This window comes from Hyphomonas sp. UBA4494 (assembly GCF_002388935.1).
GTDB lineage: Bacteria > Pseudomonadota > Alphaproteobacteria > Caulobacterales > Hyphomonadaceae > Hyphomonas.
Genome location: NZ_DGNK01000034.1, coordinates 1 through 22,565 on the forward strand (window position 1 = coordinate 1; position 22,565 = coordinate 22,565).

Sequence of the window (22,565 nt, forward strand, 5' to 3'; positions counted from 1 at the left end):
GGCCGGCATTGTGCCCGCCCTGAAAGCGGACGACCACATCGGCGCGGCTGGACAGCCAGTCGACGATCTTGCCCTTGCCTTCGTCGCCCCATTGGGCCCCGACAACCACTACTCCGGCCATGATTCCTGCTCCTGCAAAGTCCGCGGCGACATGGGCAGGATTTGGCCACCAATTGCAAGAGGGGGGAATGAAATCCCTTTGTCGCAGGCAGGCGCGGATGCGCCCCTATCCGGACACGCGGCCTGCGCTCCGGCAATCGGTCTGGGTGTGGCGCGGGCTCAGCCGGACTCCTCCCATGTCGCCTCAAGCGAGGCAGTGAGGAGGCCCGGCAGCGCCGTGGAAAGCGCCCCGAGTTCCGGGGACAGCCGGAACGCGCTGTGCGCATGTCCCGCCATCGGCCTTGGTTCGCCGCTGGCCTTGAGGCGCTGGATGAACCGGGCAAGGCGCTTGGCGGCGCTGTCCGGAGATTTCAGGACGCGGCGGATCGCCCGGATGCGCGCGAGCAGTCTTGCGGTCGGGACCTGTCCGGCTGGTCCATAAGTGGTCCCGAAAGTGTCCATAGCCGGTCCAGACGGAAATGGGCCGCCCGCACGGGGCAGCAGCGCGAAACAGGGGTCCGCCGCACCGGGGAAGGTGAGCAGCTGGGCGCCCTCCGGCAGGCCGGGGGCTGACGCGCGTTGGCGCGGCGGCGCGAACACGATGTGCAGGCTGAGCGCCATGAGGGTGAGCAGCCGCCGGACGATCTGCTCAATTTGTTTCAATCGGCCATTTGCCGTGGCACGGCGCGTGCGCGGCATCTTTTCAGGCCGCAGATGCAGATTGTCGCGCGCGACCAGATCGGTCAGCGCGCGCTCCGCAACTTCCAGCCCCATGCTGAGGAAAGACCGGTCAACACTCATGGGCGCAAGTGTGAGGGTGATGTGCGTCAGACGAATTGGGGGCGGCTTGTCCTCTCGGCGGGGGCGATGGAAGGGAGGCATCCGCCACAGGCAGATGCCCCATTGCGCCCGGATCTTCAAAGCCTGAACATTCCGATCCCGTCATAAATCTCGGATTTGGTCTGTTCCGTCAGGCTTCGTGCTGTCTGCGTGCCGTCACGGAGGATATCGCGAATGTAGTCAAGATCCAGTTCAAGCCGGGCGCGGCGGTGTCGGATGGGCTCCAGAAAGTCCTGCAAGATCCCATCAAGGCGCTTCTTCAGCGTCATGTCTCCTAGGCCGCCGCGGCGATAATGAGCCTTCAACGCTTCCACTTCCTCGGCATCATCATGAAAGGCCTCAAGATAGGTGAACACCACATTACCTTCGACCTGCCCGGGATCCTGCACCCTGAGGTGATTTGGGTCTGTGTACATCGCATTTACCGCCGCCGAGATTTCAGCCGGGCTTGCCGACAGTTTGATGGCGTTGCCGGCGGACTTGCTCATCTTGGACGCCCCATCGACGCCCGGCAGCCGTCCTGCCTTGGGGACAATCGCCTCGATTTCCTCGAGCAGGGGGCGACCGGCAACCGCATTCACTCTGCGAATGATTTCGTTGGTTTGCTCGATCATCGGGATCTGGTCTTCGCCCACCGGCACAAGGGTTGCCCTGAACGCCGTGATGTCAGCCGCCTGAGCCGCAGGATAGCACAGGAACCCGGCCGGGATGCTCTTTTCAAAGCCACGCGCGCGGACTTCTTCCTTGACGGTGGGGTTTCGCTGCAAGCGCCCGACCGAAACGAAATTGAGATAGAGCAGTGAGAGTTCGGCAAGTGCGGGCAGATGCGACTGCACGCAAATGGTCGTCTTGCAGGGGTCAATCCCGACGGCGAGATAGTCCAGCACCACGTCCAGGACGCTCTCCCTGACTTTGTCGATACTCCCGATATTGTCGGTCAGGGCCTGAGTGTCTGCGAGCAGCACGAATTGCCTGTGGGTGTCCTGGTATTTCAAGCGGTTTCTGAGGGATCCGGCATAATGCCCCAGATGAAGCGGGCCGGTCGTGCGATCGCCGGTGAGGATGATGGGGTGTGACACTGTAGTCTCCTGGATGTGTGGGGGCACCGCAGGAGAGGAAACAAAAAAGGCCGCTCATGCGGCGACCCAATGTGGAATATGAAAGCTGGGCCACCCGATTATCGGATGTGCCGCCAAGCGAAGGTTGAGGTGCTTCGTTTGCTCATGAGCGCTGCCTATAGCGCGCGTAGGGACGCGTCAACTTTTAAGGCCGCAGATGCAGATGATCCCGCGCGATCACATCGAGCAGCGCCTGCTTGGCAAGTTCGCGGCCCAGGGTGAGGAATGACCGGTCAACACTCATGGGGGCAGGGTGGGGGCGGTTTTTGTCAGACAAATTGGGAGACGCTTATCCTCGCAAGGGGTGCGATATGCGGGGATGAAGCTTGGCCAAGGCACTTTGTGAACCAGGGCTCCGAGCCAGATTTGTTTGACGGGAGATTGGTGGGACCGTTTCAGTCAATAAGGCGTCAAAATTTTTTGACATATCCGTAGTTGCGCATTGAGCGTTTACTGGGACTTGATCTGTCGCGTGAGACTTATCCGGGATGAACGCTGAAACATTTCTAAATAAATTTTCGCAGAATCGGGATTGGATACGAAACGGCTACCCGAAAACCATTATCCATCCGGCTTTCCATCGTTAGAATAATGCCATACACTGGCTCCCATTCTCATCGATAAATCCGCACAAGGAACAGTTCAGTGCTCCGGTTTTTTTTGATTGCATTGGGAATCTTTATCGCAATCGGACTGATCGGCTCCTTCTGGATTACCAGAAACGGCAAGCTAATAACTCCAGAAGGTGAGGGAACTGTTTCGACAGATGCAGGAACGTTTGAAGCTTTTGCTCTGCCCGAATACGCAGACGCGGTCGTTACCGATGATTACAAAAGTTACTTTGTTGAGGTCGAACCCGGTATTAAAATCCATGTCCTCGAGATTGGTGAAGGCTACCCAATTTACGCGCAACACGGGAACCCAACATCTGGGCTTCTGTATCGCAAAGTGGTTGCTGAACTGCCCACGGACCGGGTGCGGGTGATCATGCCGACGATGGTTGGGCTCGGCTTTTCGACCAAAGTCCCAGCTAATGAGCATACGCTCGAAAACCATATGCGCTGGATGAGTGCAGCCTTAGACCAGCTGCAGCTCGACGAACTCGTATATGTCGGTCAGGATTGGGGCGGCGCAGTCGGCATTGGGGCCCTTATGGAGTCGCCTGAGCTTATAAGAGGCGCAGTTGTCCTAAACACTGGTTTCAATGCACCGTCAGAAAAAATGAGCTTGTCGCGAGCGCATGACCTAGCCAAAACTCCGATTATCGGCGAATTGTTGATGGAAAACATAGTCTCCATTTTCGACCGTTTACATGAGACTCAGGGTGATCCAGCTTCTTTTCCAAAGGAGGTCGCTGATCTTTACGGTCGCCCCGTGATTGAAAGCGGCAACAAGAAGGCCCCACTCGCCCTTATGCGGATGGTGCCGGATGGCCCCGATCATCCAAGTTCGGCAGAGCTTCACAAAATTCAGGCTTATGTAACGTCGCTCGACGTACCAGCCGAGATCGTTTGGGGAATGAGCGATCCAATCTTCTCCAGAGCGTTGCCTGCAATGAAAGTGTTTTTTCCCAATGCACGCGTGACGGAAACCCAAGCAGGCCATTTCTTGCAAGAAGAAGTGCCGGTCGAAATTGCCGCTGCGATCATGCGTGTGGTCGAAGAGCTAGACGCTGACGCTGCATCGTCGGTGCCTGCGGTTGAGACCGGAGAGGCGGTGGCTATTGAGACGTTACCGGTGATCGAAGACTAGCTACGAAATCACCGAGCATTAACAAGCACGAGATCAATATCTCAAAGCTCGGCGACAAATGACTATGACCGAAATGTCCGCTTCTGACCCGGAGCAGCCTGACTAACTGTTGTCGAGCGATCCCGTCTTTCGAGCATAGAGAAACTCTGACTGCTTCTGTCGAATTTCCATCTTCCGAGCCCCTCACACCAATTCATAATCCTCCAGCTTCACCTCGGCGACGGCGTCGGCATAGGCGCGGGTGTGGCCGGACCAGTTCTGGGTGATCTTGCCGGACCCGGTCTTGTACCAGCTATTGCAGGCCGGATCGGCCCAGACGGTTTTCGAGAGCTTTTCCTGCAGATCCTTGTTGAAGGCCTCCTGGGCCGCTTCGGTCGGAACGAGCGCGGCGGCGCCTTTCTCTTCCAGCGCTTGCAGGGCCAGAATCGTGTATTCGACCTGGCGTTCCAGCATGAAGGTGATGGAGTTGTGGCCGAGATTGGTGTTCGGGCCGTAGAGGACAAAGAGGTTCGGGAACCCGTTCACGGTGATGCCGAGATAGGCTTCCGGGCCGTCGTCCCACTGATCTGCGATCGTCACGCCATTGCGGCCGACCACGTCGACAGACCAGCGCCAGCCCGTCGTTTCGAACCCTGTGGCAAAGGCGATCACGTCGTATTCATGCACCTGGCCGTCTACCGTCTTGATGCCCTCCGGCACGATTTCCGCGATGTGATCGGTGACAAGGTCGACATTCGGTTCCATCAGCGTGGTGAGATAGTCGTCTGAAATCAGAATACGGCGGCAGCCGACCGGATAGTCCGGCGTCAGCTTCTTGCGCATCTCTTCATCAGGGACCTGTTCCTGAAGGTGATCAGTCGCCAGCCGCGTGAAATGGGCCCGGCCTTCAGGTGTCCATTCGAAAGCCTGCCAGAAGAAATAGTCGGCATTCTCATAGATCAGCTTGCGGTTCATTTCCGCGAATTCCATCGCCTTGTCCGGAATGGTGAACATCAGCGCCATTTCTTCCGGGGCAATGAAGCGGTCATTGCGCGGGATCACCCAATTGGGCGAGCGCTGGAACACGCCGACCTTGGCGCAGGTCTTGGCGACTTCGGGAATGATCTGCACCGCGCTGGCGGCAGAGCCGACGATGCCGATCCGCTTGCCTTCCAGTTCAACCGAATGGTCCCATTCGGCAGAATGCATCACCGGTCCGTTGAAGCTGTCCTTGCCGGGAATGTCCGGCCAGAAGGGGCGGTTCAACTGCCCCAGCGCGCCGATCACAGCATCCGCCTCTAGCGTGTCGCCCTTCGCTGTGTTGACGGTCCATTTCTTTGTGCCTTCGTCCCAGACGGCTTTTTCCGCAGCCTCGTTCAGGCGGAGGTTCGGGCGCAACTGGAAACGATCGGTGATCTCCTCGGCATAGGCCTGAATTTCGGGCTGCTGCGGGTAGACGCGCGTCCAGTTCATCGACTGCGCAAAGGAGAGCTGGTAGGCGGCGACCGGCACGTCGCAAGCACACCCCGGATAGGTGTTTTGCGCCCAGGTGCCGCCGACCCGGTCGGCCTGTTCCAGAATCGTGAAGTCGTAGCCGGCTTCCTGCAGCTTGATGGCGGCGGTGAGTCCGCCCAGGCCAGCGCCGATGATGACGATATGCTTGTCCGGCATGCGTGTATCCTCCCATTATTTTTATGGGAGAAGAGTGTCACGATACCTGCGTTTCACAAGGGGTTCCGCCGCGCGAGCCTTACCCGTCGAATTTGTAGGATATGCGCACGCCGATATTGTCCAGGCCCTGATTGCGGCCATTGCCGAGAATCTGGCCGTGACTGAGATGTTCATAGAGCAGCTCTGCGCCCCAGGCCTCGTTGATGTCATAGTGCAGACCAAACGTGGTGCGGAACAGGTCGCGTGACCCGAGCAGGACATGGTCTTCGGTGAACGCATCACCTTCCGGGCTGCCTTGCGGGAAGGGGCTGTTCAGTTCGCCATCATGCAGCACATAGCCCACGCTCGGTTCAAAGGACCATTTGTTCGAGAAAGGGAAGGACCAATGCAATCCGACGCCGCCAAAGCTTGTATTGCTGTTGGTGCTCAGGCTGCCCATCACATAGGGCTTGGGACTCCAGATCAAGTCCAGAAACTCCGGGGATTTAAAAAGGAGCTCGGCGCTGATGTTCTGGCCGGGCTCCTTATTGGCATTGTTGCAGTCGGTGACGCAGATATTTTCCTGCATCACGCCCAGCCGGGCTTCGCTCAGAATATCGGCCTGCGCGGATCCGGCGAAGACGGTTGTGGCGGAAAACAGCAAAATGGCGGCGCGGTTCATACATTACCCCGAATTAACGTTAATACACAAAGATGGAAGTCAATGCGGCACCGTCAAGCGCGTTCCGTCAGCTTTTTCCTCGCGCCCAGCGTTGGGTGGCATTTGCGACACGTTCACCGAACAATTCCGCCGTCTTCAGATCAGCCGCATCGGGCCCATCTTCGGCGGATAGATCGGTGAGGGCCTGTGTGGCGAGTCCATTGGAATGCCCAGCGCGGTTGAGCGCTTCCGAGAAATCGTGGCCCGAAGCATTGAACCCGGACTTCATGCCGAAATTCACCCAGATCATGCCTTGCTGCGCGGCGAGCGTGGCGAACTGGGCGAGCGTGCCGGACTTGTCGCCGGCCAGAGAGCCGGAATTGGTGAAGCCTGCGGCGATCTTGTCTTTCCAGGCATCGGTGAACCAGGCCTTGGACGAGGCATCCATGAACTGTTTCATTGGTGCTGAGGCGGAGCCCATATAAGTCGGCGCGCCAAAGATGATGGCGTCAGCCGCTGCCAGCTCGTCCCAAGGGCCGGTGTCGGGGGAGGCGAGATCTTCGGCCCTGTAGAGCGTGACCTCGGTGCCGGTGGTTGTGGCGCCCTTGCGCACATGTTCGGCAACCTTGGCCGTGTGGCCATAGCCGGAGTGATATACGATAGCGATCTTGGTCATGAGGATGTCCTTTCGTGTTGAAAGGAGCAAATAGGGCGGGCGATCCCCCGGATCAGCCCGCCCCATTCGAATAGGATTTATGCAAGTCCGGTATGAAAGCCGGCCTGAATTACTAGAAGGTCAGCACTTTCGCATAGCGTACCTGAGGCAAGGCCTCGAGCGTCTCCATCATGTCTGCGGGTGGCACCGCATCAATGCCAATCAGCGCAATCGCCTCCTCGCCAGCCGCTGTGCGGCCGAGATGGAAGGTGGCGATATTGATGCCGGATTCGCCCAGCAACTGGCCGAGCGCGCCAATGAAACCCGGCTTGTCGAGATTGTTGACGTAGAGCGTGACCGGCGAGAAATCGCCTTCCAGCGCCATGCCCTTCACTTCGACAATGCGGGGCTGACCGGCGATGATCGTGCCGGCCAGCGTGCGCCAGCCGCCCTCAGGGGCGTTCTTCGTCGCCTTGGTCTTCACCTTGACGCGGATCAGGCTGTCATAGACCGGGCTGTCCTCGGTCTTGGTCTCGGTCAGCTTGACGCCGCTGTCGGCAAGGATCGCCGGGGCGGACACCATGTTCACATCACCGCGCGAGGCGCGCAGCAGGCCAGCCAGCAGGGCGGCGGTGAGCGGCTTGCGGTTCAGGTCAGCGACTTCGCCTTCATATTCGATGACGACTTCATCATAGCCGAAATCCGAAATCTGGCCTGCAAAACTGCCGAGTTTTTCCGCGAGCGCCGCAAACGGCTTGATGCGGGGGGCTTCCTCGGCCGTGATCGACGGCATGTTGAGTGCGTTGGTCACGGCGCCGGAGAGCAGATAGTCCGACATCTGTTCGGCGACCTGCAGGGCAACATTCTCCTGCGCCTCGGCCGTTGCCGCGCCAAGGTGCGGCGTGGCGATGAAGTTCTTTGTACCGAACAGCACATTGTCCTTGGCGGGCTCCACCGCAAACACGTCAAAGGCAGCGGCCTGGATATGCCCGCTTTCGAGCAGATCTTTCACGGCTTCCTCGTCGACAAGGCCGCCGCGGGCACAGTTGACCAGGATCAGGCCTTTCTTTGTCTTCTCCAACGCTTCGCGGGAGAGGACATTCCTGGTCTGCTCCGTCAGCGGAACGTGTAGCGTGATGACGTCTGCGCGGGTGAGCAGGTCTTCGAGTTCGACCTTTTCGACCCCCAGTTCCACGGCGCGTTCATCCGTCAGGAACGGATCATAGGCGGCGACCTTCATCTTCAGGCCGATGGCGCGCTCGGCAACACGGCTGCCGATATTGCCACAGCCGATCAGGCCGAGCGTCTTGTAGGAAACTTCGGTGCCCATATAGCCGGATTTTGGCCATTTGCCTTCTTGGGTCTCGGCATTCGCCGCAGGGATCTGGCGGGCGGCGGCGAACATCATTGCGATGGCATGCTCGGCCGTCGTGATGGCGTTGCCGAAGGGCGTGTTCATGACGACCACGCCCTTGGCGGTGGCGGCCTTGATGTCGATATTGTCAACGCCGATACCGGCGCGGCCAATGACTTTCAGGTTCTTGGCGGCGGCGATGACGTCCGCATTCGGCTTGCAGGCCGAGCGGACGACGAGGCCGTCATACTCCGGAATCTCCGCGATCAGTTCTTCCGTATTCAGACCGGTCTTTGTGATGGTTTCGATGCCACGCGCGTGGAAGATTTCCACGGCGGCGGGAGAGAGTTTGTCTCCGATAAGGACTTTGGGCATTGGTCTAATTTTCTCTTTTCAATATTTTCAGGAGTCCTGACATGAGTTCGTCAGGCATAAATTCGGGAATGTCTGCAGCAAGAGCTACTCTTGCGACGTCTTCAATTTGGCTTCGAAAATTCAGAGCTTCAGGTTCTTCCGCGCAACCGACAACGTTCTTCAGAAGATCGCCGGGATACATATCGCCTTCCAGCCAAGGGTCCGACATCAATCGTCCAAGGGCCACGGGAAGCAGATGTTTCAGATGAATCCGCTGACCGACCAGCAAGCGAACACCTTCGTTAGTGAGCATGGATACATCAGTTTTGACGTACTTCGCGCACTTTCGAACAAGCGGGGTCGCATCCGACTCGGGATCGGGCCAGCGTGAGCCAGAAAGCTCTTCAAGCGTTGCCATTGGGTAACCCTCAGAGTGTTGCAGCTTCCTGGGCGAAGGCCCAGTCAAGCCAGGGCGTCAGCTTGGCGACGTCGGATGGCTCAACCGAGCCGCCACACCAGATGCGCAGTCCCGGAGGGGCCTTGGCGTATCCAGCCGCGTCAAAGCAGGCATTCTCGGCTTCGAGCCGTTTCATCATCGTCTTTACGAAGGCGCGCTGGGCGTCCTCATCCAGGTTGGCCACGCGGGGATCGACTATCTTGAAGGTTACGCCCGTATTGGAGCGGACATCCGCATCCGGACAAAGGAAGTCGACCCAGTCTGTCTTGGCGACCCAGTCCGTGAGATGCGCAAGGCTCTCGTCGGAGCGGGCCTTCATGCCCTTCCAGCCGCCGAGGCTTTCGCACCAGTCGAGCGCCTGAAGATAGTCTTCCACGCACAGCATGCTTGGCGTGTTGATCGTGGCGCCTGCGAAGAGGTCCTCGTTCAGCTTGCCGCCCTTGGTCATGCGGAACAGCTTCGGCAGGGCGCGATCCGGCGTATAGGTTTCGAGACGGCGTACGGCGTTCGGCGACAGGATCAGCATGCCGTGGGCCGCTTCCCCGCCAAGGCATTTCTGCCAGGAATAGGTCACGACATCGAGCTTGGCCCATTCAATGTCCTGCGCGAAGGCAGCAGAGGTCGCATCGCAGATCACGACACGGTCCGGGTTCGGCTTGATCCAGTCTGCATTCGGCACGCGCACACCAGAGGTCGTGCCGTTCCAGGTGAAAATGATGTCCGCATCATCGCGCGCCTTGGAGAAATCGGGCAGCGCGCCATAGTCGGCGCCGTAGGTTTCGCAATCAGGCAGCTTCAATTGCTTGGTGGCATCGGTGACCCAGTCCTGGCCGAAGCTTTCCCAGGCGAACACGTCCACGGGCTTTGCGCCCAGCATGGACCACATGCACATCTCGACGGCACCGGTATCAGACGCGGGCACGATCGCCACGCGATAATCGTCCGGAATACCGAGAATGGCTTTCGACCGGTCAATCGCGGCTTTCAGCTTCTTCTTCGCATCACCGGAACGGTGAGAGCGGCCAAGAGCGGCGGTTTCAAGTTTTTCGAGGGAAAATCCGGGACGCTTTGCAGTCGGACCGGAAGAAAAGTGCGGGCATGCTGGCAGCACGCCGGGTTTGGCGACATTCGTCATCTGTTTTTACTCCTATCCTCACAGATAGGCTGGGCACCGTTGGGGGCGCCTGGCCCGCCGCGTCTGTCTCACATTTCCATGGGACGCGCAAATGACATTATTGCGTCTGGTGTAGCGGGGTGCTTCACTTCGGCCCATGACCCTCACCATTCACCGCCTGTCGGGCACTCTGGGTGCCGAAATCCATGGAGCAAACCTGCTCGCTGGGCTGTCCAATGCCGATTTCGATGAGATCCATCAGGCTTTCCTGGATCACAAGGTGATTGTTCTGCGCGGCCAGCATGGCCTGTCGCCAGACCAGCAAAAGGATTTTGCCCGCCGCTTCGGCACGCTGAACATTCACCCTTACGTGAAGGGCATGGATGACCATCCGGAACTGATGGAGATCATCAAGGAGCCGGACGAGAAAACCAATTTCGGTGGCGGCTGGCATTCCGACATGAGCTTCCTGGAAGAGCCAGCGCTCGGCTCGGTCCTGCATGCCATCGACGTGCCGCCCTATGGTGGGGACACATTATTCGCTGACCAGCAGGCCGCCTATGATCGGCTGTCCGATGGGCTGAAGGCCACGCTGCAAGGCATGACCGCCATCCATACTGCCAGCAAGGAATACGGCGCGGATGGCTATTCCGCTGCCGTGCGCCAGTCGATGGACGCCAAAGCCGCGCCCGATGCGCCGGAATACGAACACCCCGTCATCCGCACGCATCCCGAGACGGGCCGCAAGGGCCTGTTCATCAACCCGGCTTTCACGCTGCGCTTTGCGGGCTGGAGTCGGAAGGAAAGCCGGCCGCTGCTCAACTATCTGTTCGACCTGTCACGGGAAGAGCGCAATACGTGCCGCGTGCGCTGGCAGGAAGGCGACGTGACGATGTGGGACAATCGCTGTGTCTGGCATTATGCGCTGAATGATTATCACGGTCATCGCCGCCACATGCGCCGGGCGACGATCAATGGTGACAAGCCGCGCTAGGCGAGGTTGCTGAGCACGCCCCAGGCGATCAGGGCCTGACCACCATAATAGAGAAACCAGAGCGCGATAGAGGGCAGGGCGGGTTTCGGCGCGTCCGCTGGCCTGACAAATAATTGAAATGACAGGATCACATCTGACGCGATGAACATGAGCGCGCCCAGCAGGACAAGAAGATAAGCGGGCTCGAGCCTCAGGGCGGCAGCGCCCATCATCAGGATGATGCCGCCATATCCGATCACCGGCAGGCGCATGTCCTTTGTGACCCACGGCGCCAGCCAGCGAATGAAAACAACCCCGCAGGCGATCAAGCCAATCTGTGCTGCGAAGATCAACAGGGTCCGGTCGGCCTGGGGCAGCGCCCAGAACAGGGCGATATAGGCGACATGCGCGGCAAAGAACGCGCCCATGCCAGGCAGAAGGAATTTGTCATTTTCGTCGGCCTCAAGGAAGAAATCACCAAGAGAACTGAGGGCCAGCCCGGCCACCAGCAGGATTGGGCCGCCCAGCAAATATGCCCACAGCGCCAGCAGGGCGGTGGAGCCGGTTTTCACGATCAGCTTGAGCAGGCTGTGCGGTCGCCAGCAGAAGGCCGTGCCGTACAGGACGCCGAGGACCATCGATGTGAGCAGGACGCCAGTTGGAAGTGTCACCGGATCAGTCTGCGCGCTTGACCGGTTCCGGCAGGCGAAGCAGGCGTCGCGCCATGCCGCGATGCGTGTCCTTTACATGCATGCCGACAATACCCAGTGCCGTGGCCAGCACGGTTGCGTCATCTGTAAAACCGAGCCCGGCCAAGAAATCCGGCAGCAAGTCTATCGGCATCACGAAATAGGCGGCTGCGGCAAACAGAACGCCTTTTGCCTTGAGTGGCGTGTCAGGATCGCGCGCGGCGAAATAAGCTGCCGCAAGGTCATCCGCGAACGGTATCTTTCCGGCAACGCGTAACAGCTTGGGCACGAGCCCTCTCGTATTGCGTTCAAGGCGCTCGACCGATTGCGGTGTGAACCGTCCCTCGGCGTCCTCGACCATGTTGATAATTTCCGCTGCGTCAGACATTGCGAACTCCTGTCAGCACTATAGACCAACAGTGTATCAACAAAAACAAGGGAGGGCAGCAGCCCATGGAACTGAACTCAAATATCTCTGCCGTTATTACAGGTGGCGCGTCTGGCCTTGGTGCTGCAACCGCCCGTAAGCTGGCATCGCAGGGCGTGAAAGTCGCTCTTTTCGATCTGAATGAGGAGAAGGGCGAAGCTCTCGCCAAGGAACTCGGCGGCGTTTTCTGCAAGGTGAACGTGACTGACGAAGAATCTGTGGATGCCGGTTTTGCAAAATCCCGCGCTGCTATTGGCCAGGAACGCATCCTCGTCAATTGCGCCGGTACGGGCAATGCCATTAAGACGGCCAGCCGTAATCGGGAAACAGGTGAGATCACCCATTTCCCGCTCGACAAGTTCAACATGATTATCCAGATCAACCTTGTCGGCACCTTCCGCTGCATTGCAAAGTCTGCGGCCGGTATGATGACGCTGGATCCGATCGACGGTGAGCGCGGCGCAATTGTGAACACGGCGTCTGTTGCTGCTGAAGACGGTCAGATGGGCCAGGCGTCCTACTCCGCTTCCAAGGGTGGTGTCGTCGGCATGACCCTGCCAATCGCGCGCGACCTTGCTCGCGAACTGATCCGCGTCAACACGATCCTGCCGGGCATTTTCAATACGCCGCTGATGCAGGGCGCGCCGGACAATGTGAAACAGGCGCTTGCTGCCTCGGTTCCGAACCCGGCTCGTCTCGGTAATCCGGACGAATATGCGTCACTCGCATGTGAAATGCTCAGCAACGGCTACTTCAACGGCGAAGACGTGCGCCTTGACGGTGCCATTCGCATGGCCCCGCGCTGATCGGCTCACGCCGTTTCAGGAAAGCTTCTAAGGCCCGCTCCCGGTTTGGGGGCGGGCCTTTTTAATGGAAGCGGGCTACGAGGACGGAAAGGGAGCCCGGCTCCCGGTCGTCCCCTTTACTGTCCCTTGCGTTGTTTTACGCCTTCCTCGTCAGCAATCGCGCGATCTTCGTCATTGAAGATGATTTCTGCTTCCTCGCCTTTGCCATAGGCGCGGGATTTCTTGGCCAGTGCCGACATGGAGTCTCGCATTGAGCCTTGGCCTACCGCCATTGTTTTCGCGGCGGAAACACCAACGGCTTCGGCATCGTCAAAGCGGGCAAATTCTGCGCCGAGGAAGACGACTTCCCAACCTTTTGCCTCGGCCCTGTCGAGCGCGGCCTTGGCACCGTCGCGGGTAAGCTCACGAGATGAGTTCTCCAGACCGTCCGTCATGATCACGATCACAGCCTTTTCCGGATCGTCAGCCTCGGCCAGCGACACCATCCGGCCAATCGCGTCAAACAGGGGTGTCATCCCCCGCGGATTGGCTTCCTCATTGGTAACATCCGTCCAGTCTTCGGCACCGACTTTCTCGCGCAAGACATCAAACTGCATGCTCTCCTGAAAATCGAAGATGGCCAGCGTCACATCGGTTTTGATGTCGCTACCCTCGATTTCTCCTTCATCGGCCTCGCCGACGCTCGCGGCATAGGCATTCACGGATGTGAGGGCTTCATCCCAGATGCTGCTCATTGAGCCGGTGCGGTCGAGCAGGATGTAGGAATGCACCGCCCCCGGATCATCGTCCGGCTCCGGTGCGGGTATCTTGGCGGAGGCTGGCCCCATCAGGGCGATGGCGGCTGCGCCGGCGGCGAGTGTTGTGATGAGCTTTTTCATGCGTGCGTCCCTGTCCAGAAATCTACATCGGGCCACCCGGCCTGATGCATGTTAATCTCCGGGCGAAATCGGGCACACATGTGGCATTAACGCGTTGTTAGAAAGGAAATCGGGTGCGAACGACTGTCCGCACCCGGTGAATATGAGCAGCTGTTCATATTGGCTGCTATAGGCGTAAGATTTCCGAGCTGGAAATTTAGGCGAACTGGGGCGCGATTTTCAGATTCCGCACCCACCCGATCTTTTCCATTACGAGCAGGATCGTGCCATTATAGTCGACAATCCGGTTCCAGACGCCGCGACGCGGACGGTGCAGCGCGCTGATGGGCTGGTCGTGGTGATGGTCGTGGAAGGCTTCGCCGCCTGTCAACAGCGCCATCATATGGTCAGCCCAGATTGGGGTTTTCAGATGGCCCAGCACGTTGATGCCATAGACCGTGGCGTGGAACTGAATGGCGCGGCCAATCACAACCGATGCATGGATCAGCGCAGTTAGCAGCAATGAGCCGCCAGCGGCCCACACGATCAGATAGATCGCGGCCGGGATCACAAGATGAACGACGAGGCTGATCTCATTATAGAAGCGGTCCATCCACACTACAGCTGGCTGGTTCTTCAACCACATTGCCAGAGGGCGCTGGGTGTCGCGATGGTCACGCCAAAGGATCCAGCCGACCCATGCCCAGCGCTTGGACTCGAACGGATTGTGCGGATCGCCCGGCTTGTCTGAAAAGCGATGGTGCTGGGAGTGATAGTTCACCCAGTCCTTCACATTGCCCTGCATGGCAATCACGAGATTGATCATGGTCACGATCTGGCCGGGCATGGCCAGTTCGCCTGCGCGATGCTGAAGGATGCGGTGAAGCGGCCCGATGCCGGCATTGCAAACGAAGATCGATGCGCCGATCACGGCGATGGCCAGCGGAACGTACCACCAATGGAAGGTCAATTGGCTCAGGGCAACGCCAAGCACGATCATGGTGATGAACAGCGCCAGGCCGAGTGCCGGATAGCCGAAGGCTGAAAAGAAGCTCGCATAATTGAAATTCTTCCACGTCTTGGGAATGGCGAGCGAACGCGGCAGCGTCATTGAGTGTCCTCCTGAGAGCCTCACATCCTGTGGGCCTTGATTTTCCTGAGTGTCCAGCGGACTGAATTAATACAGACTTAAGGCCTCAAAGCTGTTGTCGTAAAGATGGAACCGCATGGTTGACGGGCTTGTGACCGAAACGTGCGGTGCAGGGGTGACGAACGGGCTCCTAACCCGCTAGAACACGTCAGGAACATATGCCGGGCTGGTATGGGAGGCGCTGCATGGCAGACGATCGTCGCCAATTTGATCTGCAACGCCTTCGGGACCTGGGACTGGATCTGGATTCCAGTCAGGATGAGGCTGAACTCAAAAGTACGTGCCCCCTGACCCGAGACTGTATTGAGGCTGGCGACAACAGCCTCACACTGAACCAGCTGACGGAGAAATTCCATTGCGCCAATTGTGGACGATCGGGCTCGTTCCGGGAGCTTGTTCGCGCGCTTGAAAGCGGCGAGCTGACCCAGGAAGCCCGAGCGCCCGCCATCATGGATGCTGAATTCTCAGAAGCGCCGATCCGGGCAACCCACGCGGTCATTCGCGCCGAGCCGAGAGTGATGCAATTGGGGGAGGGGCAGCGGGTCCGGTCCGACGCCGAATTACGACTGGAGCGCAAACAAGCCCGCAAGGCGGCGCGTCAGGGTCGCCACTCGGGCGAGAAGACCATCATCACACTGCTGGCCCTTGTCTTTCTCGGGGCAGGCCTCGCGGCAGCGGGCCTCTCCGGTTTCGCGAACTATCAAGCCTTTTCCAGATCCGTTGCAGACCCGCTTCAGTCGGGCGTCTGGGGATGGACCGGCGTGATCGCGGCGATCATTTCATTCGGTGGCTTCACTTTCTTCTATTGGCATTCGGCCAACCACCGAATGAAAGAGGGTGTGCGTGCCTTGCTGTTTGCCCTTGCTGGAGGGGGCACTTCTATCGTTGGCACGCAAATGTACATCGCCGCCAACAATCAGGCCGCCGAGGCAGAGCTTGTCCGGGCTGGTTCAAACCGGGACGTACTCACCACCCAAGTCGCTGACTGGCGGCGCCAGTTGGAAGGCATCCCTCCAGAAACCCGATCAGTCGATGGATTGGAGGCCTATATAGAAGAGGTCGAGCGGGTTGGGCGGACGCACCAGAAGCCGTACCGAGATGCACAGAATGAACTCGGACTGGCGCGCCGGCGCGATGACCTGCTGGCTCGAATTGAGACCGCAAATGCGGAACTGCTGGGCACGGGCTCGGGAGACATTCTCGTTGAAGCGCAGACCCGCACATCGATTCCCGGCTGGTTTTTCGCGCTCATGCTTGAACTTTTTTCCAGTCAGGGCACGTCGATTGGTCTGGTCGCGCTTTTGATCCTGTATGGCAGGTCGCAAGTAAACGCCGAACCTGAAAGCGTTAACCAAGACGTGTCGTGAAAAATGAACTCTTCTGCGCATCACGCATAGAACCATTGAAGCAACGACGTGGTGCTTCTCCATCTGAACTAAACCGGCACAGAATGTGCCGGTTTTTTTCTGTCTTGCGGAGCATTTACTACGTTTCTGGCCTGCGATTTGCGAAAGCTGGTCGTACCGGCGCTCTTCATTCTATTGCATGACGTTCAGAGCAAAGGTGCAGTTGTTACGCAGCGTGATCTGGTGCTTGAGAGCGAAATCTCTGTTTACCATGATACGCGTCCACGGGTTAGAGTAAGTCCATGAATCTGTTCTTCAGGTTTCTTCGCATTTTCCTTCCCGCTTTATTCGCGAAAAAGCGGACCGGACTGATGGATGTTCACACAGTCCGCTCCTCCGTCTGGATAGGCGACCAGGACCCGTTGGGTCACATGACCAATTCGCGCTATTCCTCGTTCACCGATCTCGGCACGATGAACTATATGGGCCGTACCGGTGCGCTGATGACGTATCGCAAGCGCGGTTGGAGCCCGATCATCCAGCACGAGTCCATCACTTTCTACCGGATGATGAAATTCCCGCAGAAATTCGAACTGACGACGCAACTGGTTGGGTGGGCCGACTGCTACATTTGTTTCCGTCACCAATTTCACAGCAAGGGCAAGCTGATTGCGGAGAGCCGCATGGTTGCACGGCTGGTGGGGCGAGGTCGGAAAAAAGTGGACACGCAAATGGCGCTCGAAGCGATGGGGCTCAACCTCGAAAGCCCGCAGCTGAGCCAGCGCTATCTTGACGCGATCGCAGACTTGCAGGCGAAAGACGCTGCGCGGAACGCGGAAAGAAGCACCTAACGATCAAACGAAAAGGCGTTCGGGAGCAGATCTGCCATCTTCCACTCTTTTAGGGCGGTCCCGTCCGCTGCTACCGCGTAGACGATGCAGTCCGGACCACACAATTCGGCAATACGCTGGCGGCAGCCACCGCATGGCGAAAGGTCTCCGTCCCCGCCTATTACCAGCACGTGCGAGCAAGTCTTTCCGCCCGAAACCACCATGGCACCCAGGGCGACCGCTTCAGCGCACGTTCCCAATGGATAGGCCGCATTCTCGACATTGCAGCCCGCGAAAATCCTGCTCTGTTCATCCAAGACGGCGGCGCCAACCTTGAATTTGGAATAGGGGGCGTGGGCCTGTTCACGCGCGGCGCTCGCGGCAGCTTGAAGTCGGTCAATCAGGGAAGGGGACGGGTCGGTCACGCAGGTATCCTCTGGCCAAGTGCGGGCTTCCTGCTTAGGCATTGTCGCCTGTCTTGTCACTTGATTGCCGAATCCTGCGAAGCGCCATGTCCCGTATACCCCTGATAATTGATTGTGATCCCGGTGTGGATGACGCCGTCATGTTGATGATGGCGCTGGCCAGTTCAGATCTGGACATACGTGCCATCACGACCGTTGCTGGCAACGTGCCGCTTCATCTGACCAGCCGGAATGCGCGCATGATGTGCGACCTGATGGGCCGCAAGGACATACCGGTCCACGCGGGGTGCCCGCGTCCGATGGTGCGCACGCCGGTCACTGCGGAGGATTTCCATGGTGAAAGCGGGATTGCCGGGCTTGAACCGTTTGCGCCGGAAACGCCGCTGGCCGAAGCGCATGCCGTCAACGCGCTGATCGACAGGCTTCGCGCCGCCGGGCCGAAGGGCCTGTCGATCGTGATGACAGGGCCGATGACCAATCTCGCGACGGCGCTGATCATGGCGCCGGATATTGCGGAGAGTATTGACCAACTGGTCCTTATGGGCGGCGCTGACAGCGAGGGCGGCAACATCACGCCCTTTGCCGAGTTCAATGTCTTTGCAGACCCCCATGCGGCGGCTGTTGTTCTGGGGAACGAGACGTCAGCCACAATTCTCTCTCTGGATGTGACGCATCAGGTCCGGGCGCTCGACTCCCATCTGGCTCCCTTCCGCACACTGGAGGGCGACCGGCCGCGCATCATGGTCCAGCTGCTGGAAGCGGCGAACGCCCTGGAACAGAAATGGAAGGGCAAGCGCACGCCGATGCATGATCCCTCCACAATCGCATTCCTGCTTGCGCCGCACCTGTTCAAGGGCCGAAGGGCTGACGTGACGGTTGAAACAGAATCGGGCGCGCGTTTCGGACAGACCCGGCCGTCCAAACTGGAAACGGGTCGCCATACCTGGATCACCAAGGCTGATGCGGAGGGCTTCTTTTTGCTGGTGAAAGATTTGCTGGAGACGTCATGATCACGATTGTTGGATCTATCAATCTCGATATCGTCGCGACGGGCGCGAGTTTGCCTCGGCCGGGGGAAACGGTGACGGGCGCCACGCTTGCGCGCCACCCCGGCGGCAAGGGCGCGAACCAGGCTTTGGCGGCGCGCCGTCTGGGCGCGGATGTCCGTCTGGTGGGGGCTGTCGGCGCCGACGATATGGCAGAGGAAGCATTGAAGCTGTTGCAGGCCGGCGGCGTGGACCTGTCTGGAGTCCAACACGTGAATGGGGAAACAACGGGCGTCGCGCTGATCGCGGTGTCTGCCGATGGCGAGAACCAGATAGTGGTCTGCCCCGGCGCGAATACCGTGTTGCGCCCTGCTGATGTCGAATTCGTCGAGATTGAACACATGATGGGCGTGCTGGAAGTCAGCGCAGACACGTTGCTTGCAGCAGCGCGCAAGGCCACGGGATTTGTAAGCCTGAACCTTGCTCCGGCCATGGTCGTGCCCGACGCATTGCTAGCTGAAGCGGACCTGATCAGTGTGAACGAGACCGAAGCGGCCTTTTATGGCGGGGCGTTGCACCAGCTGGATGCGTATGTTGCGATCTCGCTTGGCGGTGACGGGGCAACGCTCTGGAAAGATGGCAAGCAGATCGCTCAGGCGTTACCCCCGAAAGTGAACGTGGTCGACACGGTCGGAGCCGGGGACACGTTCACAGCTGCTCTGACCGTGGCCCTGATCGAGGGCCAGTCTCCTCAGAAGGCGCTGGAGTTCGCGGTGGCTGCGGGCGCTGTTGCGTGTACGAAGCCCGGCGCGCAGCCGAGTTTGCCGAAGCGTGTCGATCTCGATCCATATCTCTGATTGGCGGGCGCAGTCGTCTTCATGCAATTGACGCATGGCCGCGCTAGGGCTTTCTGGAATTAGGTTTTGATGGTTGGAGGTTTCCCCATGTTTCGATTGATTGCCAGCGCGCTGGCGGTGACGGCGCTCGCCCTTCCGGCCTCAGCCTGGGGCAAGACCGGCCACCGCATCGTGGGGGAGGTCGCGACGACCTATCTGAGTGAGCCCGCCGCAACAGCCATCGAAGACATTCTCGGACCGGAAGGACTCGCCGAAGCTGCCGACTGGCCGGACTATATGCGTTCCAATCCAGACTCCTTCTGGCGCTCGGAAGCCAATCCCTGGCATTATGTCACGATCCCTGAAGGGCAGACCTATGAGGAGGTGACACCTCCTGCGAACGGAGACGCCATCACGGCGCTTGCAAATTTTCGGGCCACCGTGCTCGATCCTGCCGCGTCCCTCGAGGAGCGCCAACTGGCACTTCGGTTCATTGTGCACCTTGTCGGGGACCTACAGCAGCCGCTCCACGCCGGCAACGGCACCGACCGGGGCGGGAACTGGGTCGATGTCGTCTTCTTCGAGGAAATGTCGAATTTGCACGAGGTCTGGGACGAGAAGCTCATTCAGTATGAAGAGCTCTCCTATACCGAATGGGCCAATTGGCTGGTCCAGAAGATTACCCCGGCGGATCTGGGGGAGTGGGGTGCGGCTACGCCAGCGCAGTGGGCTGACGAGAGCGCGGCCATTCGCGACACGATCTATCCGGAATCGGAAATCCTGTCCTACGACTACGCCTATATGGCGCGGCCGATCCTGAACGAGCAGATGAGCAAAGGCGGCGTACGCCTTGCCGCCTATCTGAACGCGATGTTTGAGCCGGCCCCAGAGACCGAATAGCGGTCAGGCACTCGCGCGATTGATGCGACGGCGCTGGACACTGGACGGGATGTTGAGGCTTTCGCGATACTTCGCGACGGTGCGGCGGGCGATATCCACGCCATAGCCTGTCAGGATTTCGACGATCTGGTCGTCCGAAAGCACATCATCAGGCTTCTCGTTCTCAATGAGATTCTTGATCCGATGGCGGACTGCCTCGGCTGAATGTGCTTCGCCGCCACCTGTTGCAGGGATTGAGGCGGAGAAGAAGTATTTCAGTTCAAACAGCCCGCGCGGGGTCGACATGTACTTGTTCGTCGTCACGCGACTGACCGTGGATTCGTGCATCTCGATCGCGTCTGCGACCTGCTTCAGATTCAACGGTCGCAAATGTGCGACGCCATGCGCGAAGAAGGCGTCCTGCTGGCGGACGATTTCACTGGCGACTTTCAGGATGGTGCGGGCGCGCTGGTCTAGCGACTTGATCAGCCATGTGGCCGATGCGGCGCATTCGGAGATGAATTCCTTTTCCTTGTCGCGCATCGGCAAGGCCGTCACTTCGGCATAATAGGCCTTGTCCATCAGGACACGCGGAAGGTTTTCCGAATTCAGCTCGACGGCAAACATGCCGTTGGGCATTTCGCGTACATAAACGTCCGGTGTCACCGCGACCGATGCGTCGCCGGCAAAGCTGGAACCCGGCTTCGGTGACAGCTGGCGCAACTCGGTCATCATGTCGAGCAGGTCTTCCTTGTCGACACCGCAGATATCCGCGAGGCCTTTCAGGTCATGCTTGGCAACGAGTTGAAGATTCTTGACCATGGCTTCCATGGCAGGGTCATATCGGCCGCGCTCTTTCAGTTGCAGGCCGAGGCATTCCGGTATCGAGCGCGCCATGACGCCCGTCGGATCAAAGCCCTGGCATACACCCAATACGGCCTCGACATTCGCGATGTCAGCGCCGAGCGCCGTGGCGACTTCCTCCAGATCGGCGCGCAGATATCCCGTATCGTCGGTTTCGTCGATCAGGCGGGCCGCGATCAGTCGGTCGGCCGCTGAAAGGCCAGCCAGGTTCAGCTGCGTATGCAAATGTTCGTGAAGGGATATTTCGGAGCTTATATTTGCGGTATAATCGAAGTCTTCCCCGGATCCGCCGCCGCTGCTGGCGGTGGACCAGTCCGTCGTTGCCGACGGTCCGGAATTTCCAGCTGGCATCGCGGCATCCGAACCTGTGCCCGGTTCATAGACGTCTTCACCCGGTGCATCGAGTTGCTCGCGGGCCGCGCCGAGGCCAGATGTGTCGTCCAGCGAAAGTTGTTCGCGATTTTCCGTTCTCGGGGCGTCGCTTTCCGCGGCACCCTCTTCTTCGGCCTTGTTGAGCAGGGGATTGCGTTCAATCTCCGCTTCGACGAATTCCGACAGTTCGTGGTTTGACAGTTGCAACAGCTTGATCGCCTGCTGAAGCTGTGGCGTCATTACCAGGGATTGGCCCTGGCGCATGTCGAGTGACTGTTTCATTCCCAAGCCCGCGCCTTTTTCCTAAGCGGCGAACTGCTCACCCAGATAGACCCTGCGTACATCCTCATTGGTGAGCACGTCTTGCGGCGTACCATCAAACAGGACTTCACCTTCATACATTACATAGGCCTTGTCGACGATCTGCAAGGTTTCGCGCACTTGGTGGTCCGTGATCAGAACACCCAGGCCGCGCTGCTTGAGATAGCGGACAAGATCGGAAATGTCGGAAATGGCGAGCGGGTCGATACCGGTGAACGGTTCATCCAGTAGCATGAAGCTTGGACGCGATGCGAGCGCACGGGCAATTTCCACCCGGCGGCGTTCGCCCCCGGATAGCGACGTGGCTGCCTGGCCACGAAGATGTTCCACATGCAATTCGCTGAGCAGGCTATCGACCTGTGCCATACGCTTTGCCCGGTCTTTTTCGACCAGTTCCGCGACGGCCATCACATTTTCTTCCACCGTCATGCCCCGAAAGATCGAGGCTTCCTGTGGAAGATAGCCCACGCCAAGGCGCGCGCGCTGGTACATGGGTAAACGGGTCACGTCTTCGCCATCGATGGAAATCGATCCGGAATCCGCGCCGATCAGGCCCATGATCATGTAAAAGCAGGTCGTCTTGCCGGCCCCATTGGGTCCAAGCAGGCCGACAATTTCCCCACGTTGAAGGCTCAGAGACACATCCCGCACGACCTGTCGCTTGCCAAAAGACTTGGCAATGCTGTTTACGACAAGGCCTTCGGCCGAATCCGTCATCTTTTCTGAATTCCCTCAATCTACTGGGATATTGCCACCCGGAAACAGGCTTAA

General features: G+C 58.9%; 24 protein-coding genes. 8 read left to right on the top strand and 16 right to left on the bottom strand.

Going from position 1 to position 22,565, the window contains the following annotated elements; genetic code table 11:
• From B2P82_RS13480 to trpS, 3 genes are all read right to left on the bottom strand, one after another.
• The coding region (locus tag B2P82_RS13480; RefSeq protein ID WP_290497559.1) for an adenylosuccinate synthetase at nt 1-121 on the bottom strand (121 nt) is incomplete at its 3' end.
• Nucleotides 122-279: 158 nt separating this feature from the next.
• Nucleotides 280-1,020, bottom strand: a complete 741-nt coding sequence (locus B2P82_RS13485; RefSeq protein ID WP_290497489.1) for a hypothetical protein — start codon at nt 1,018-1,020, stop codon at nt 280-282.
• Nucleotides 1,017-2,018, bottom strand: a complete 1,002-nt coding sequence (trpS, locus tag B2P82_RS13490) for a tryptophan--tRNA ligase (protein WP_290497490.1) — start codon at nt 2,016-2,018, stop codon at nt 1,017-1,019. The genes B2P82_RS13485 and trpS overlap by 4 nt, the downstream gene beginning before the upstream one ends.
• A gap of 684 nt (nt 2,019-2,702) precedes the next feature.
• On the opposite strand from trpS, the gene B2P82_RS13495 reads away from it, so the two are divergent.
• The gene (locus B2P82_RS13495; RefSeq protein ID WP_290497491.1) at nt 2,703-3,809 is read left to right on the top strand and encodes an alpha/beta fold hydrolase; all 1,107 of its coding nucleotides are present in this window, start codon (nt 2,703-2,705) and stop codon (nt 3,807-3,809) included.
• 183 nt (nt 3,810-3,992) lie between these two features.
• On the opposite strand, the gene B2P82_RS13500 is transcribed toward B2P82_RS13495, so the two are convergent.
• From B2P82_RS13500 to B2P82_RS13525, 6 genes are all read right to left on the bottom strand, one after another.
• Nucleotides 3,993-5,459, bottom strand: coding sequence for a flavin-containing monooxygenase (locus B2P82_RS13500; RefSeq protein ID WP_290497492.1), 1,467 nt, complete (start codon nt 5,457-5,459; stop codon nt 3,993-3,995).
• Nucleotides 5,460-5,538: 79 nt separating this feature from the next.
• Complete coding sequence (locus tag B2P82_RS13505; RefSeq protein WP_290497493.1) at nt 5,539-6,120, bottom strand: acyloxyacyl hydrolase; 582 nt, start codon at nt 6,118-6,120, stop codon at nt 5,539-5,541.
• A gap of 67 nt (nt 6,121-6,187) precedes the next feature.
• The gene (locus B2P82_RS13510; protein ID WP_290497494.1) at nt 6,188-6,775 is read right to left on the bottom strand and encodes a flavodoxin family protein; all 588 of its coding nucleotides are present in this window, start codon (nt 6,773-6,775) and stop codon (nt 6,188-6,190) included.
• A 112-nt stretch (nt 6,776-6,887) separates the two neighbouring features.
• On the bottom strand, nt 6,888-8,483 hold the full coding sequence (serA, locus tag B2P82_RS13515) for a phosphoglycerate dehydrogenase (RefSeq protein ID WP_290497495.1): 1,596 nt from the start codon (nt 8,481-8,483) through the stop codon (nt 6,888-6,890).
• A gap of 4 nt (nt 8,484-8,487) precedes the next feature.
• Complete coding sequence (locus B2P82_RS13520) at nt 8,488-8,880, bottom strand: contact-dependent growth inhibition system immunity protein (protein WP_206992084.1); 393 nt, start codon at nt 8,878-8,880, stop codon at nt 8,488-8,490.
• Between the two features lie 10 nt (nt 8,881-8,890).
• Complete coding sequence (locus B2P82_RS13525; protein ID WP_290497497.1) at nt 8,891-10,054, bottom strand: phosphoserine transaminase; 1,164 nt, start codon at nt 10,052-10,054, stop codon at nt 8,891-8,893.
• Between the two features lie 136 nt (nt 10,055-10,190).
• On the opposite strand from B2P82_RS13525, the gene B2P82_RS13530 reads away from it, so the two are divergent.
• On the top strand, nt 10,191-11,027 hold the full coding sequence (locus B2P82_RS13530; RefSeq protein ID WP_034817019.1) for a TauD/TfdA dioxygenase family protein: 837 nt from the start codon (nt 10,191-10,193) through the stop codon (nt 11,025-11,027).
• On the opposite strand, the gene B2P82_RS13535 is transcribed toward B2P82_RS13530, so the two are convergent.
• Complete coding sequence (locus tag B2P82_RS13535) at nt 11,024-11,677, bottom strand: lysoplasmalogenase (RefSeq protein WP_290497502.1); 654 nt, start codon at nt 11,675-11,677, stop codon at nt 11,024-11,026. The genes B2P82_RS13530 and B2P82_RS13535 overlap by 4 nt on opposite strands.
• 4 nt (nt 11,678-11,681) lie before the next feature.
• Nucleotides 11,682-12,083, bottom strand: a complete 402-nt coding sequence (locus B2P82_RS13540; protein WP_290497504.1) for a YkvA family protein — start codon at nt 12,081-12,083, stop codon at nt 11,682-11,684.
• A gap of 65 nt (nt 12,084-12,148) precedes the next feature.
• Between B2P82_RS13540 and B2P82_RS13545 the strand changes: the two genes are divergently transcribed.
• Nucleotides 12,149-12,928 carry an SDR family NAD(P)-dependent oxidoreductase gene (locus B2P82_RS13545; protein WP_034817023.1) on the top strand — a complete coding sequence of 260 codons (780 nt, stop codon included), beginning with the start codon at nt 12,149-12,151 and terminating at the stop codon, nt 12,926-12,928.
• A gap of 116 nt (nt 12,929-13,044) precedes the next feature.
• On the opposite strand, the gene B2P82_RS13550 is transcribed toward B2P82_RS13545, so the two are convergent.
• Nucleotides 13,045-13,806 carry a vWA domain-containing protein gene (locus B2P82_RS13550; RefSeq protein ID WP_034817025.1) on the bottom strand — a complete coding sequence of 254 codons (762 nt, stop codon included), beginning with the start codon at nt 13,804-13,806 and terminating at the stop codon, nt 13,045-13,047.
• Nucleotides 13,807-14,002: 196 nt separating this feature from the next.
• Nucleotides 14,003-14,896, bottom strand: a complete 894-nt coding sequence (locus B2P82_RS13555; RefSeq protein ID WP_206992090.1) for an acyl-CoA desaturase — start codon at nt 14,894-14,896, stop codon at nt 14,003-14,005.
• Between the two features lie 224 nt (nt 14,897-15,120).
• On the opposite strand from B2P82_RS13555, the gene B2P82_RS13560 reads away from it, so the two are divergent.
• Together B2P82_RS13560 and B2P82_RS13565 are read left to right on the top strand one after the other, a co-directional pair.
• On the top strand, nt 15,121-16,302 hold the full coding sequence (locus tag B2P82_RS13560; protein ID WP_290497507.1) for a hypothetical protein: 1,182 nt from the start codon (nt 15,121-15,123) through the stop codon (nt 16,300-16,302).
• A 350-nt stretch (nt 16,303-16,652) separates the two neighbouring features.
• Nucleotides 16,653-17,132: a thioesterase family protein gene (locus tag B2P82_RS13565; RefSeq protein ID WP_290480533.1), complete on the top strand. Its 480-nt coding sequence runs from the start codon at nt 16,653-16,655 to the stop codon at nt 17,130-17,132.
• On the opposite strand, the gene cdd is transcribed toward B2P82_RS13565, so the two are convergent.
• Nucleotides 17,129-17,536 (bottom strand): cytidine deaminase, encoded by a 408-nt coding sequence (cdd, locus tag B2P82_RS13570; protein ID WP_290497509.1) that lies wholly within the window; start codon nt 17,534-17,536, stop codon nt 17,129-17,131. The two genes, B2P82_RS13565 and cdd, sit on opposite strands and share 4 nt — an antisense overlap.
• A gap of 86 nt (nt 17,537-17,622) precedes the next feature.
• Here cdd and B2P82_RS13575 point away from each other — a divergent pair, with 86 nt between their 5' ends.
• From B2P82_RS13575 to B2P82_RS13585, 3 genes are all read left to right on the top strand, one after another.
• Nucleotides 17,623-18,546: a nucleoside hydrolase gene (locus tag B2P82_RS13575; RefSeq protein WP_290497510.1), complete on the top strand. Its 924-nt coding sequence runs from the start codon at nt 17,623-17,625 to the stop codon at nt 18,544-18,546.
• On the top strand, nt 18,543-19,379 hold the full coding sequence (locus B2P82_RS13580; protein WP_290497511.1) for a ribokinase: 837 nt from the start codon (nt 18,543-18,545) through the stop codon (nt 19,377-19,379). Before B2P82_RS13575 ends, B2P82_RS13580 begins: the two co-directional genes overlap by 4 nt.
• 87 nt (nt 19,380-19,466) lie before the next feature.
• Nucleotides 19,467-20,258, top strand: a complete 792-nt coding sequence (locus tag B2P82_RS13585) for a S1/P1 nuclease (protein ID WP_290497512.1) — start codon at nt 19,467-19,469, stop codon at nt 20,256-20,258.
• Between the two features lie 3 nt (nt 20,259-20,261).
• On the opposite strand, the gene rpoN is transcribed toward B2P82_RS13585, so the two are convergent.
• Nucleotides 20,262-21,755 (bottom strand): RNA polymerase factor sigma-54, encoded by a 1,494-nt coding sequence (gene rpoN, locus B2P82_RS13590; protein ID WP_290484587.1) that lies wholly within the window; start codon nt 21,753-21,755, stop codon nt 20,262-20,264.
• 21 nt (nt 21,756-21,776) lie between these two features.
• Complete coding sequence (gene lptB / locus B2P82_RS13595) at nt 21,777-22,511, bottom strand: LPS export ABC transporter ATP-binding protein (RefSeq protein WP_034817035.1); 735 nt, start codon at nt 22,509-22,511, stop codon at nt 21,777-21,779.
• Nucleotides 22,512-22,565: the final 54 nt, after the last annotated feature.

Excerpts from the sequence above, each read along its gene's own strand:
- B2P82_RS13510 (WP_290497494.1), bottom strand. The coding sequence starts at position 6,775 with ATGACCAAGATCGCTATCGTATATCACTCCGGCTATGGCCACACGGCC.
- B2P82_RS13525 (WP_290497497.1), bottom strand. The coding sequence starts at position 10,054 with ATGACGAATGTCGCCAAACCCGGCGTGCTGCCAGCATGCCCGCACTTT.
- B2P82_RS13505 (WP_290497493.1), bottom strand. The coding sequence starts at position 6,120 with ATGAACCGCGCCGCCATTTTGCTGTTTTCCGCCACAACCGTCTTCGCC.
- B2P82_RS13555 (WP_206992090.1), bottom strand. The coding sequence starts at position 14,896 with ATGACGCTGCCGCGTTCGCTCGCCATTCCCAAGACGTGGAAGAATTTC.
- B2P82_RS13560 (WP_290497507.1), top strand. The coding sequence starts at position 15,121 with ATGGCAGACGATCGTCGCCAATTTGATCTGCAACGCCTTCGGGACCTG.
- B2P82_RS13585 (WP_290497512.1), top strand. The coding sequence starts at position 19,467 with ATGTTTCGATTGATTGCCAGCGCGCTGGCGGTGACGGCGCTCGCCCTT.
- lptB (WP_034817035.1), bottom strand. The coding sequence starts at position 22,511 with ATGACGGATTCGGCCGAAGGCCTTGTCGTAAACAGCATTGCCAAGTCT.
- B2P82_RS13565 (WP_290480533.1), top strand. The coding sequence starts at position 16,653 with ATGGATGTTCACACAGTCCGCTCCTCCGTCTGGATAGGCGACCAGGAC.
- B2P82_RS13520 (WP_206992084.1), bottom strand. The coding sequence starts at position 8,880 with ATGGCAACGCTTGAAGAGCTTTCTGGCTCACGCTGGCCCGATCCCGAG.
- B2P82_RS13500 (WP_290497492.1), bottom strand. The coding sequence starts at position 5,459 with ATGCCGGACAAGCATATCGTCATCATCGGCGCTGGCCTGGGCGGACTC.
- B2P82_RS13580 (WP_290497511.1), top strand. The coding sequence starts at position 18,543 with ATGATCACGATTGTTGGATCTATCAATCTCGATATCGTCGCGACGGGC.
- B2P82_RS13550 (WP_034817025.1), bottom strand. The coding sequence starts at position 13,806 with ATGAAAAAGCTCATCACAACACTCGCCGCCGGCGCAGCCGCCATCGCC.
- serA (WP_290497495.1), bottom strand. The coding sequence starts at position 8,483 with ATGCCCAAAGTCCTTATCGGAGACAAACTCTCTCCCGCCGCCGTGGAA.
- B2P82_RS13530 (WP_034817019.1), top strand. The coding sequence starts at position 10,191 with ATGACCCTCACCATTCACCGCCTGTCGGGCACTCTGGGTGCCGAAATC.
- B2P82_RS13540 (WP_290497504.1), bottom strand. The coding sequence starts at position 12,083 with ATGTCTGACGCAGCGGAAATTATCAACATGGTCGAGGACGCCGAGGGA.
- B2P82_RS13545 (WP_034817023.1), top strand. The coding sequence starts at position 12,149 with ATGGAACTGAACTCAAATATCTCTGCCGTTATTACAGGTGGCGCGTCT.
- rpoN (WP_290484587.1), bottom strand. The coding sequence starts at position 21,755 with ATGAAACAGTCACTCGACATGCGCCAGGGCCAATCCCTGGTAATGACG.
- B2P82_RS13575 (WP_290497510.1), top strand. The coding sequence starts at position 17,623 with ATGTCCCGTATACCCCTGATAATTGATTGTGATCCCGGTGTGGATGAC.